This window comes from Alginatibacterium sediminis (assembly GCF_003610775.1).
GTDB classification, from domain to species: Bacteria; Pseudomonadota; Gammaproteobacteria; order Enterobacterales; family Celerinatantimonadaceae; genus Alginatibacterium; species Alginatibacterium sediminis.
Genome location: NZ_RAQO01000012.1, coordinates 206,846 through 219,213, shown reverse-complemented (window position 1 = coordinate 219,213; position 12,368 = coordinate 206,846). Strand labels below are relative to the sequence as shown.

The window sequence follows — 12,368 nt, the reverse complement described above, 5'->3', positions numbered from 1 at the left end:
ATGAGCTTTCAGAAACTGAATATGGAACTGTCACAGCGCATCGTGATAGAAAGCGAAAATGTAGCCTGGATAGACAGTCCTGCCAACGGCGTTAGACGCAAGCCACTTGAGCGAGAAGGGAAAGAGTCTGGTCATGTCAGTAGTATTGTGGAGTACTTGCCTGGTTCTCGCTTCGCCCAACATAATCATCCCTTGGGTGAAGAAATTTGGGTGTTAGAAGGCGTGTTTTCAGACGAGCATGGCGATTATCCAAAAGGCAGCTACCTTCGTAATCCTCCTGGTAGTTCTCATAGCCCATTTAGTATTAATGGTTGTGTGATTTTCGTTAAGCTTAACCAGATGGATCCCCGTGACCTCTCAAGTATTGCTGTCAATAGCGAACAACTTGCTTGGCAAGCTGGAATTGGTGGTTTACGCGTAAAATCGCTACATCAATTTGAGCATGAACACGTAGCTTTAGTGAAATGGCCTGCGGGCGAAGTGTTCTCACCGCATCGACATTTTGGTGGTGAAGAGATTTTGGTTCTAAGTGGCAAATTCGAAGATGAACATGGGGAATACCCGCAAGGGACTTGGATTCGTAGTCCTCACTATAGTCAGCATCATCCTTTTGTTCGCGAAGAGACTGTAATTTGGGTAAAAACAGGTCACTTAGCTATCGCATAAGCGCCTGCATTGTTTGGACTTTATCAGTAGGCTCTAATTATCCATTTATCATTCCAAATAAAATAATTGCGCTAAAACAAGTTTTCTTCAGATCGCTCAAAAAACAGCTCATTATTCTGTAGAAAAGTTGCCATTTGGTAACGCGCGCGTAATCACAAGCTACCAAGCGGCAACGAGTTGGTAACAGCTTCTTTAGTTTCGTTTACTCCAATTTAGATAATTGCCAGTTTTTATGCTTATAGGAGCGCATTGAGTAGCAATTTATCAACTGCTTTATACAATGAACTTGGCATATCTACCCGAATTTCTTTAGGGACATTGGCATGAACGAAACGCTCGTTGAACTCTCACGCTTACAATTTGCACTGGTTGCAATGTACCACTTTATTTTTGTACCGCTTACCCTTGGTTTAAGCTTTATGTTGGCAATTATGGAATCCATTTATGTGATGACCAATAAGCCAATCTATAAGGAAATGACCAAGTTTTGGGGTAAGCTTTTTGGAATTAATTTTGCTCTTGGCGTTGCTACCGGCCTCACCATGGAATTCCAGTTTGGTATGAACTGGTCTTACTACGCGCACTATGTGGGCGATATTTTTGGCGCCCCCTTGGCCATTGAAGGCTTGATGGCGTTTTTCCTTGAGTCCACATTCGTCGGACTATTCTTTTTCGGCTGGGATCGCTTGTCGAAAAGAAAACACTTAATGGTGACTTGGTTAGTTGCATTTGGTAGTAACTTTTCTGCACTTTGGATTTTGGTTGCAAACGGTTGGATGCAACATCCGGTCGGTGCTGAATTCAATATCGATACGATGCGTATGGAAATGGCTAGCTTTGCAGAGTTAGTATTTAACCCAGTGGCGCAAGTTAAGTTTGTTCATACCGTCTCGGCTGGATATGTGACCGGAGCGATGTTTGTGCTCTCCATATCGGCTTACTACTTACTAAAAAATAGAGATGTCGCTTTTGCTCGTCGTTCATTCGCGATTGCAGCAAGCTTTGGATTGGCTTCGGTGTTGTCGGTTATTGTACTTGGCGATGAAAGTGGCTACGAGTTAGGTGACGTTCAGCAGGTAAAACTTGCAGCAATTGAGGCTGAATGGGAAACCCAAGAAGCGCCAGCATCATTTACTTTGTTTGGAGTGCCCAACGACGAGACCCAAACCACTGACTACGCCATAAAAGTTCCATATCTGATGGGAATTATTGCAACCCGTTCTGTCACTGAAGAAGTGATGGGTATTAAGGAGCTCAAAGAACTTCACCGAGAACGTATTTATGAAGGAATTGAAGCTTATCGTCTTGCGGAACAAATCCGTGGTGGCGATGAGAGCCCTGAGTTGCGAGCGGAGTTTGAGGCAAACAAACGTTACTTGGGCTATGCATTGTTGCTCGAACCGTTTACTGACGATATGGCCAATCCCAGTGCTGAAGCAATAGACCAAACTGTAGAATACAGCATACCTAAGGTTGCTCCGCTATTTTGGAGCTTTAGAATCATGGTTGTCAGCGGAATGATTATGCTTGGGGTTTTTGCTCTATCGTTTTACTACAGCACTAGGCACCGCATCACCAAGCCGCGTTGGTTACTGAAATCTGCACTATTTGCGCTGCCACTGCCTTGGATTGCATCTGAAGCGGGTTGGTTTGTCGCTGAATATGGTCGTCAACCGTGGTCAATCGCAGAAGTTCTGCCGGTGCATACGTCGGTATCGAATCTAAATGTTAGTGACGTGGTGTTCTCACTCTCTATGTTTACCTTGTTCTATTTGGTGATGTTTATTATCGGTTTTTATTTGATGCAGAAATTCGCCAAGAAAGGTCCTTCGGCCTATGCAGCAGAGCAAAAAGCAGCTGAGCAGCAACTTACAGGATTAGACTCATGATTGATTATGAAACGATACGACTCATTTGGTGGGTTTTACTTGGCGTCATTTTAGTTGGCTTTGCCGTAACCGATGGTTTTGATCTGGGTGTGGGTGCTTTACTGACCTTAGTGGGTCGAAATGATACTGAACGCCGGGTGATGATCAACACGATTGGTCCACACTGGGAAGGGAACCAAGTTTGGTTTGTAACAGCAGGTGCCGGAATATTTGCAGCTTGGCCCACCGTCTATGCCAGCGCATTCTCAGGTTTCTATGTTGCATTCATGCTTACTCTTGTCGCACTGTGGATGCGGCCTTTAGGCTTTGACTATCGAAGTAAGCTAAAAAGTCCTCGCTGGAGAGCAAGCTGGGATTGGGCGCTCTTTGTTGGCGGTCTTGTGCCTGCTCTTATCTTTGGAGTGGCATTTGGTAACTTGTTACTTGGCGTACCGTTTGAGTTAGACTCAACGCTTAAGTCAACATATAGCGGTAGTTTTTGGGGCTTATTACGTCCGTTTGCGTTGCTTGCTGGTCTATTAAGCGTGGCTATGTTGTTGATGCACGGCGCTGCATGGTTGCAAATGAAGACCACCGGAGAGTTGCGTCAGCGCGCTGAAAAAGTAGCAATGGCGTTAGCAATAGCTAGCGTGGTTCTATTTACCGCCGGTGGCCTGTGGGTCAGTGTACTTGACGGGTATGTGATTAGTTCAGTGATGGATCATCATGCACCGTCGAACCCTTTGCTTAAAGACGTTGTGGTGCAAAGTGGTGCTTGGTTAAACAACTACCAACAATACCCTTTGATGATGATCGCACCGCTGTTGGGTTTGCTGGCTCCGGTTGGGGTATTTTGGGCATCTAAGGCGTCTCGCTGTGGTTGGGCCTTTGTGTGCAGTGCTTTGAGTCTTGCGGGGGTTATATTTACTGCGGGATTATCGATGTTCCCATTCTTGCTTCCGAGTAACATCACTCCAAGTATGTCGTTGACCATGTGGGATGCAACTTCAAGTCAGATGACATTGAGCATCATGTTCTACGTTGCACTGGTATTCGTACCGATAATTTTAGCGTACACGCTATGGAGCTTTTGGGTAATGCGAGGCCGACTAAAAGCCGCCGATATTGAAGCCAAATCGGCGTCGATGTATTAAGAGGAAAAAACTATGTGGTATTTTACTTGGATTTTAGGCGTGTTATTAGCTTGCGCATTTGGCATTATCAACGCAATGTGGCTAGAAGCAACCGAGGACATGGATCGCAGCGGCGACCAAGACTAATTCATGCAACAACTCTCTGCTGAGCGTCAGACTCAGCTTGGTGCTTGGCTTAAGGCTGAGCACCAAAATTATGCCTTTCAGATTCGGGTTCAACTGGGTTTAGGCGCGGTGCGCTTTGCCAGCCAATGTTTTCTATATTGGGTGCTTGCAAATTTCACACATAACTTACTGATAAGCGCTCAGCTGACTAGTTCGGCGCAATTGATTCAGTTTGCTATCAGTCTGGCGATATACTTTACATGTCTAAGTATTGAAGGCAGGTATCGACAGTATTTCGAAGCCCTTGTTATTGAAGACTATCATCAACGTTTGGTTGCAAACCTTGAATCGTCTAGCTTTGCATTGGTTCGCCGCCATAGCACTGTGGCTTGGCAGCAATACTTTCTAGTACAAATCCCTGCTCTGGCAAGCTACATCAGCGCTTATCAGCCGCAGCGTTTGTTGTCGGTATGTGTACCGATTTTTGTTTTAGTGCTCGTTACACCAGTCTCTTGGGTGGTTGCACTGATTTTAGCGATGTCTATTCCACTGATCCCCATGTTTATGGTACTGCTTGGGAAAAGTACAGCCAGTGCTCACCGCAAACATTTTCTAGCTATTGAACGTTTAGGCCAGTTATTTCTAGACCGGCTGCGAGCAAGCCAAGTAATTGATATTTTTAGCGCTCAGACGCGAGAAATTGAGCGTATGCAGGTAGCGAGTCAGGTGCTACTGCAACGCACGATGCAGGTGTTACGCCTGGCATTTTTGAACTCAAGTGTGCTGGACTTTTTTTCTACTATTGCTGTCGCGCTAGTCGCGGTCTTTGTAGGTTTCTCGCTACTAGGTGAAATTAGCTTCGGTCATGCTTCTCAGCCCTTAGTTTTGGCTCAGGGTTTATTTCTATTGTTGATATCACCCGCCTTTTTTGCCGAAATGAAAGAGCTCGGGCGCTTATACCATGCTAAAGCTGAAGCGGTAGCAGCCGCCGATGAACTCAGCGATTTACTATTTGAACCGCTTGCGCCAATTGATGAACACTCGGATCTGGGTTTTAGCGGTGTGCAGTTGCCAGCAACTCAAATTAGCAATGAGCTCGGGCAGGCGATTGTTCGCTTTGATGCGCTTGAGATCAAAACTGGTGACTGGTTGCGAATTGCAGGCGAGTCGGGTTCGGGAAAAACTAGTTTTATTGAAGCGCTATTGGGATTGAGATCCTTAGATAATGTGGAGCCTGAGTTGCACGCTCATTTGCGCAGTATGCGCCACCGGGCTAATTATTTAGGACAACAGGCCATCATTAAACCAGGTACGGTTCGGCAAAACATTAATATTCACAGCAAGCTTGATGACCAGCAGATAGCACTTATCCTCGACAAAGTAGAGTTGTGTAGTTGGTTAGCGCAGCTTGATAAAGGCTTGGATAGTGAGATGGGAGAGCATCCTCCGTTGTCGGGTGGTCAGGCCCAGCGTCTTGCGCTTGCAAGGGCCCTTGCATGTGAGCGAGAGGTGTATATTTTTGACGAACCCACGGCGCATTTAACCGCAGGTCAGCATCAACAATTGTGCGCACTCATTTTTCAGCAGCTAAAGCATAAAACCGTAGTTTGGGTGTCGCATAAAGATATCCCCGAGACTTGGTTTGACCATCAATGGCATATTGGCGCTAATGGTGTGTTGCAGGAGATAAAAGATCATGCTGCATAAGCTGTCTGCCATTACCAGCTTACTGTTGGTGACGATCCATGCGCTTAGTGGTCTTGCGCTGTTGCTGTTTTCAGCATGGTTTATCGCAGCTTGCGCTATAGCTGGAACGGTGCCAGTTGTAGGCTTCAATTATTTGTTACCAGCTACCTTCATTCGCGCCTTAGCTTTAACTCGGATCGGGTCGGGTTACGCCGAAAAACTACTAGGCCACCATGTGATTTTATCGGCACTTGGTCGAATTCGCCTGATGGTGCTGCAGGCCGTGTTTTTTGCTAAAGATAACAGCAAGTATCAGCGAGCTCAGCAAAGCGAACAGCTTGAAAGTCATGCTCAGGCTATGGCATATGTATGGATTACCGCAGTTCATCCTTATGTTAGTGCTCTATTGACGTTAACTGCCTCGGTGGTCATCCTCAGTATATTGTTAGGCGCGTATAGTGTGTATTGGATAGGATATGCGGTCCTTGTTCTCGCTATCTTTTTTGCGTTTTCGCAGGCAATCATCGCTAGTGTTAAGCGGCGAGATAGCGCCCGTGAAGCCTTTAAATTCGAAAGTGAACATTGGTTGCGTGAGGCCCCGCTTTGGGATTTGCAAGGTAGTAAGAACGCCAGCGAATCAACCCGTGCTAGTTATCAACGCTGGCATAAAGCGAACCAAGCTATTGAATCGAACATATTTTACTGCCAGCAAAGCCTTGTGTTGCTTAGCCTTTGCGGTATGTGGCTATTTGTAGCAAATCTAAATCCTAATGGTATTGGGCAAGGCTTGGAACGAGCTCTAATTCTAGTGCCTCTGCTTTGGCTTTTAGCTAGCCGAGATTGGATGGCGCAGGCGATTCGAGCGCTACCTGCTTTGCGCGAATACCAACTGGCAAAACAACCAATGCAGGAGCTTGATTTACAAAGAAACCCTGTACTCCCTGGTAGAGTTGATAAAGTCCCATTGCTAAGTAATAAGCTGAACCTCGATTTATCAGCGTTTAATCCGCAACGTGGATCGCGTTATATCTTGGACTCGGCGGTGACCGTTTCGTTGCATGGGCCCCAATTGCTGTTACTTCGAGGTGGCTCTGGCTGCGGTAAATCCAGTGTATTAGAGGCCTTAGCGGGTTTAACAAGCTACAGTGGCAGCGCCATATTCGCAGATTTGTCCGTGCGCGAGTATCCGGATCAACTCCGTCGACAGTACATCCACTACGTGCAACAGGCACCTCAGCTCTTAAGCGCAAACTTACGCGATAATTTAACCCTTGCTGATTGTGATGCTAGTGATCAAATGCTGCTCGATGCTCTGCAATGGGCAGGTTTAGAGACTCTAGCCTCAATAGAAGCGCTTAATCAATGGATCGGAGAAAAAGGTAGAAGCCTTTCCGGAGGGGAGCTTAAGCGCATTGCTTTATGTCGGGCCAAATTGTTTAAAGCACCTCTCATTCTAATTGATGAGCCTTTTGAAGGCTTAGACAGCGAGCGACAACAACAATTAAGTTTAAAACTTAATCAGCTTAGTCAAAAGTCGATCATTATTCTGGCGTCGCACATTCAACCGAGTAAACTTCAAGTTACACAGGTGCTTGATCTCAGTGATTAGAGTGTTAACGCGCCAACTAGACGCGTGACAATAAGCAACGGAACTTAGCTTGAATTTTGTAGCTGCCATCAAGTGTTTTAAAGGGGCCGAGGGCTGTGGCGTTGGCAAGATCCACTGCGTCTTGGCCGCTGTGCTCGGCGGCTTTCACACTCACTCCCGACGAGCCAAGACCACGTACCCCAGTGTCCAAATCAGGGTAGTGCCAAACACAGTCCACATCAAATATTTCCAAGACACTGAGCTGGGCTGCTGATGCAAATTGCTTCAGCACAGACTTTAGAGAAAGCGCGAAAGGTCCAGGAGCTCCCGGTGGAGGCGGAGGTAACAATGGTTTTAGGGCGGCCACTAAACTGGCAGCTTGCATTCCCTCAGGTTCACCCCAAGTCATCACTAATACCAGCCCTCCAGGCTTGGTAACTCGTTGTGCTTCTTGTAACGCTAGGCTTGGATTTGCTGCGTATTGCACGGCATTAAACGAGGTAACGATATCAAAGGTATTGTCCGAAAATGGGAGCGTCTCTAGATCACCGATATGAAACTGCCCATCAGGAACTCTATGCTTGGCAATTGTCAGTAATTGCTCCGACGCATCAAGGCCTTTGACTATGGCGCCGTGTTGCTGTGCTAACAGCGCTGCTTGGCCAGCACCGCAGCCCAGATCTAAATAGTGACTGTCTTTGTTAGTTTTAAGGCGTTTAAAAGCTTCAAGGTATACTGGGTAACAAGTGGCTTCTTGGATGTTTGCCCAGTCCTGTGCCCGAACTCCCCACAAACGCCCGTTGGCGACTTGCGAACTAGGTTTAAGGTTTATCGACATATACCGTCTCTGTTTTCGAAGAAAGAACGGTAGCTCAATTCAGTCCGTAAGCTACAAGGGTTAATTCAATCATTCTGGAATGGAATAGCTAAGTATAGTTGTAAAGGAATAACTAACCGCTAGTGATGATTAAAAGCTCCATTTGAGGCGTGCCGAAAACTGTCCACCGCTGTTATTAGAAAATGTTGAGCTTGCTTGCATGCCATCAAACCATTGAGCAATCATTAGCAGCTCCCAGTTTTCTGCAAGTGAGCTTTGATTCGAAAGTCCCAAGTAATAGCTTTGGTCACTGTAATAGCTACTGCTCAATTCAACTCTATTTAAAGCATTGATATCAAATCCAAGGTTTGCAAATGCTGTCCAGCGGCTAAAGCTAAGGTTACGGGCATCGGTTCGCTGAGTGAGGTAAGCCAAAGGATTGATAGCTTGGGGCTGACTAATATAAAGCAGCGATAATCGCAACATCAAAGCAGACTCCGGCCGAAGTAAAGACTCACTTTCCAAAGTTGCGACATGGCTTGCCGGACTCGTATCTAATTCGTTATTAGGTTTAGAAAAATAGCTCCACTCTCCGCGAATATTACTAGCGGCAATATCGCTTGCGAAACCCGAACCGATAACCATGCGGTCTCGATTGATTCCTCCTAGGATTTGCCAATCACTGGCATAATTATTACTGCGATAGCGTAATAACGCCGATTGGCTGTTATCTTCCTGCTCTTGGCTCAGAGCAATATTAAACTCTGTGGCGTAGTTTCTATGTAAGCTGTAAACGAGACTATCGCTGCCGGGGCCTTCTTCGTAGTCAAAATCATAGATTGAATAGGCGTTAAATAAATCATTGGGGTTAAACACGGTTGCCATAGCCCAGTTAATTCGTTGCCGACCGAGCCGCAATTGCTGTTGTTGTTTTTGTAGGGTCCAGTAAGCGCGATCGATTTGACTATTCACAATAAATTGTTGGTGTTCAACCCAATTTTTACTTAAATCAAAATAGCCAGGATCGTAGCTCAGCAGTTCAGCGTAATTTGGATTGGCGGCGGCATTATTAGCAATGAGGCGATTGCGTAAGGACAAGTTAAATGAGCCAGCGTCAGTGGTGGTATAGGCGAAGTTGAGCCGATTGTGAATTAGGTATTCGCCACTGTTACTGGCGTTATCGAACACGTAAGCACTAGCCATAAATTTAACATAACCGTCAAACTGCCAAGGAGATACAGGGCTTACGCCTGGTATTTGAGCTAGCGAAGCATGACAATAAAAAGTTATAAGCCAGAGCCAAATCTGCTTCATTGTTGTATATCACTGCTAATTTGCCCATCTTCAAAGTTAATCACACGTTTAGCACTAGTGATAACTCGCGGGTCATGGGTTGAAAATATAAAAGTAGTTTGCTCGCGCTGATTTAGATCTTGCATGATATGAATCAGCTCTTGAGTGTTGGTGGCATCAAGGTTCGCTGTAGGCTCATCGGCAAGTATAAAGCGGGGTTTCGAGGCCAATGCTCGAGCGACTGCGACGCGTTGCTGCTGACCACCAGAGAGCTGTGCAGGGCGCTTATGAATATGGGCTGCTAAACCAACGTCGCTTAATAGCTGTTCTGCGCGCTGGGCGCATTGGTTATCGGGTAGTCCTTGTAGTTGCATGATGAATTGGACATTCTCAAGAGCACTAAAGACTGGTAATAAGCTATAGTTCTGAAAAATGAAGCCAATATGATCGCGTCGAAAGCGTATCAAAGCTGAATCACTCAAGGTTTGTAAGCACTCTCCATCAATGGTAACTGTGCCAGAACTAGGTTGGTCAATACCACCGAGCAGATTGAGCAAGGTGGTTTTACCGCTGCCAGAAGGCCCCATAATTGCTAAAAACTCACCCTGAGCGATGTCTAAGTTGACTTGATTGACCGCATGCACTGGAAAATCAGTATGGGCTTGGTAAGTTTTTACTAGCTGTTTGATTTTTATAGTCATTAATGTCTCTCCGCCATGGCGGTATGCGGCGCAAGCTTAAACAGCCGACGTGCGGGAACCAGCGCTGCAATAATTGCGACAACAATGACGCTAGCTGCGCTATAGCAAAACTGTAACCATTCGAGCTGAGGGTAAATTAGGCTGTTGGAACCAAAGGCATTGAGCCCTTGTGCCATTTGACCAAGGTCGAGACCATATCGGCCGAAATAACTCAGAAAGGCTAAACACAACAAACCTGCAATGCTGGTAGATACGCAAGCCAATAGACTTGATTCAAGTAATAAAAGGGTTGCTATCATTCGACTTTGCATTCCAATGGCCAACAGCACACCAAATTCACGAGTGCGTTCAAATACGACCATTAGCATGACGTTAATGATGCCGAAGCCCATTGCGCAGACGAAAATAGTTAGAATAATAGCGTTGGAGAAAGCAGTAGCCTGAATCATTGTTGCTAACATGGGCTGGCGTTGATCCCAGCGTTGAATACTCAGTTGGGCGTTAAAGTGTTGTTGTAAGTCACTTTGAAATTGGTTTAGGGGCGCAGATGGCGGCAATCGAATTGCGATTTCTTGGATAAGATGACTCTCAACCGCGCTACTTAGATCCGATTGCAATACGAAGGCATAACCATCGTCAAACATACTCGAACCGGATTGAAATATTCCGACAACCCGAAAAGCGGTCCCTGCAACTTGGGCATTGCTATTGCTATAGGTCACTATTATTTTTGATTTGAGTCTGGCATTGAGGCGCTTAGCATTGCGCTCGGAAATAACAATCGGTTTTTTCTGACTATCGTTTAACCAAATCCCTTGGCTTAGTAATTGCTCGATATTGGTGGTTTTAGCTTCCATCATTGGATTGACCCCTTGGATTCTAATGCCGCGAGAGCGATTTGCGGTTGCCATCATTGCCGGGATGGATAGGCGCGCACTATAATTCAGTTGCTCTCCTTTATACTGGTAACTATCAAGGCTGGTCTGCAGTGATAGTAGCTGCTCACTACTCAGGCTGTTATCGAGGCTCGCTTGTTGTAGATATTCGGGGTTATGGATCTGTATATGGCCAAGTTCAGAATCAATGGCGTTGTTTATCATCGACAGTGTCATGCCATTGCTAAAGGCCATGATCATTAACACGCCCAGCAACCCTAAGGACATGGCCGCAATAATTGAAAAACTGCGCCATGGATTACGCCATACATTGCGCCAGGATAATTTGAACATGGAACGTTTTTTCATAAGCTCGCCTCGCTCAACGCTTGCGAGATGTTCAATTGAAACGCTTTAACTAGAGGAAAAACTAAACAGGTACAAGACATGCCGAATACGATTAGCAATTGCTCTTGAAATAAGTCCATGCTGAAATTAAACGGTAAGATTGGATCAAAACCCATATCTAGCATCATCTGAGCTGTTTCACCTGTTAGAGGTATAGGATTGAGTGCAAAATAGCCTAGCAAAGGTATAGAAATCCCGAGTCCAAGCGCTAGACCAATTAGGCTCATAAAGATGGTTTCCAAACCCAACATTTGAGCTAGCTTATACCGCGTTAGCCCACTAGCTAACAACATTGCAAACTCACGGCGCCGCTCTAATGTCATCATGATTACGGTTGCAAACAAACCAAATCCAACCACAACATAAAGCGCCAATATCATTAATTGTCCACTGATTCGGTCCAAATCAAATTGTTGCGCCATTTCAGGCGATGAGTCTCTCCAGTCGAGTACTCGATAGCTTGGGAAGAGCTGTTCAAATTGAGGCTTAAGAGAGGGACCTAAACTAACCTCATTAGCATGTACCAGAATTGAACTGATGAGATCTGGGCTGCTTAGTAACTGTTGTGCATCTTTAAGTTGAACAAAGGCAATCTGGGATTCAAGTTGTTGATTCGGATAGTTAATGGTTCCAATCAGAGAAAAACGATCCGCTGCAGTATTACCATGGCGGCCTTGACCAAATAATACGACGCTGTCGCCGACGTTGAGTTTTAAAAAAGTGGCCATGGAATGACCCATGATAATCGTAGGGTATTGGCCTTGTTGATCTTGGCTACGTTGGAAATACGTGCCGTTTTTGATCCGTTTATCTAAGGCTGAATAAGCCCGCTCTGCATCGGCATCAAATCCAATTAGCAGCGCCGCCTTACTCCTCTCGTTCCCAGAAAAAAACAGTGGGCTTTGAAGGCGAGGAAGTAAAGCTTGCACACCATTGAAAGAAAGTGCTTGGGTGAGTTGTTGTGACGATAGTGAGATCAAGTCATTACTACTTTGGCTGTCTTCGAAATTTGGGTCTTGCAGCTGCAGTACACCGGTTGATAACTTGCTGGCTGAGAGTAAGTTGTGAGCATAGCTGCCTTCTTGCATAGAACGCATAAACAATGACAAAACTAATGCTAAGGCAATTGCTGAACTGCTAAGCCAAGTGCGTCGTTGTTGCCGCCAAATGTTACGCCATGCGAGTTTGACTACGACCATCATTTTGG

General features: G+C 45.7%; 11 protein-coding genes. 6 read left to right on the top strand and 5 right to left on the bottom strand.

Annotated elements, in window-relative coordinates; translation table 11 throughout:
- The 6 genes from DBZ36_RS19760 (at position 1) to DBZ36_RS19735 (ending at position 7,088) form a co-directional block, all read left to right on the top strand.
- Complete coding sequence (locus DBZ36_RS19760; RefSeq protein WP_120356709.1) at positions 1-666, top strand: cupin domain-containing protein; 666 nt, start codon at positions 1-3, stop codon at positions 664-666.
- A 323-nt stretch (positions 667-989) separates the two neighbouring features.
- Positions 990-2,555 carry a cytochrome ubiquinol oxidase subunit I gene (locus tag DBZ36_RS19755; protein WP_120356708.1) on the top strand — a complete coding sequence of 522 codons (1,566 nt, stop codon included), beginning with the start codon at positions 990-992 and terminating at the stop codon, positions 2,553-2,555.
- Entirely contained in the window at positions 2,552-3,688 is a 1,137-nt protein-coding gene (gene cydB, locus DBZ36_RS19750; RefSeq protein ID WP_120356707.1) for a cytochrome d ubiquinol oxidase subunit II, read from the top strand. Before DBZ36_RS19755 ends, cydB begins: the two co-directional genes overlap by 4 nt.
- A gap of 12 nt (positions 3,689-3,700) precedes the next feature.
- Positions 3,701-3,814 carry a cytochrome bd-I oxidase subunit CydX gene (gene cydX, locus DBZ36_RS19745; protein WP_120356706.1) on the top strand — a complete coding sequence of 38 codons (114 nt, stop codon included), beginning with the start codon at positions 3,701-3,703 and terminating at the stop codon, positions 3,812-3,814.
- Between the two features lie 3 nt (positions 3,815-3,817).
- Positions 3,818-5,500 carry an ATP-binding cassette domain-containing protein gene (locus DBZ36_RS19740; RefSeq protein ID WP_120356705.1) on the top strand — a complete coding sequence of 561 codons (1,683 nt, stop codon included), beginning with the start codon at positions 3,818-3,820 and terminating at the stop codon, positions 5,498-5,500.
- Complete coding sequence (locus tag DBZ36_RS19735; protein ID WP_120356704.1) at positions 5,490-7,088, top strand: ATP-binding cassette domain-containing protein; 1,599 nt, start codon at positions 5,490-5,492, stop codon at positions 7,086-7,088. The genes DBZ36_RS19740 and DBZ36_RS19735 overlap by 11 nt, the downstream gene beginning before the upstream one ends.
- 16 nt (positions 7,089-7,104) lie before the next feature.
- Here the strand turns inward: DBZ36_RS19735 and DBZ36_RS19730 are convergent, their stop codons facing one another.
- The 5 genes from DBZ36_RS19730 to DBZ36_RS19710 form a co-directional block, all read right to left on the bottom strand.
- On the bottom strand, positions 7,105-7,905 hold the full coding sequence (locus DBZ36_RS19730) for a class I SAM-dependent methyltransferase (RefSeq protein WP_120356703.1): 801 nt from the start codon (positions 7,903-7,905) through the stop codon (positions 7,105-7,107).
- 129 nt (positions 7,906-8,034) lie between these two features.
- Positions 8,035-9,198: a hypothetical protein gene (locus DBZ36_RS19725; protein ID WP_120356702.1), complete on the bottom strand. Its 1,164-nt coding sequence runs from the start codon at positions 9,196-9,198 to the stop codon at positions 8,035-8,037.
- Positions 9,195-9,878 (bottom strand): ABC transporter ATP-binding protein, encoded by a 684-nt coding sequence (locus DBZ36_RS19720; protein ID WP_120356701.1) that lies wholly within the window; start codon positions 9,876-9,878, stop codon positions 9,195-9,197. The genes DBZ36_RS19725 and DBZ36_RS19720 overlap by 4 nt, the downstream gene beginning before the upstream one ends.
- Complete coding sequence (locus DBZ36_RS19715) at positions 9,878-11,122, bottom strand: ABC transporter permease (RefSeq protein WP_120356700.1); 1,245 nt, start codon at positions 11,120-11,122, stop codon at positions 9,878-9,880. The genes DBZ36_RS19720 and DBZ36_RS19715 overlap by 1 nt, the downstream gene beginning before the upstream one ends.
- Entirely contained in the window at positions 11,119-12,363 is a 1,245-nt protein-coding gene (locus DBZ36_RS19710; RefSeq protein WP_120356699.1) for an ABC transporter permease, read from the bottom strand. The genes DBZ36_RS19715 and DBZ36_RS19710 overlap by 4 nt, the downstream gene beginning before the upstream one ends.
- Positions 12,364-12,368 lie beyond the last annotated feature (5 nt).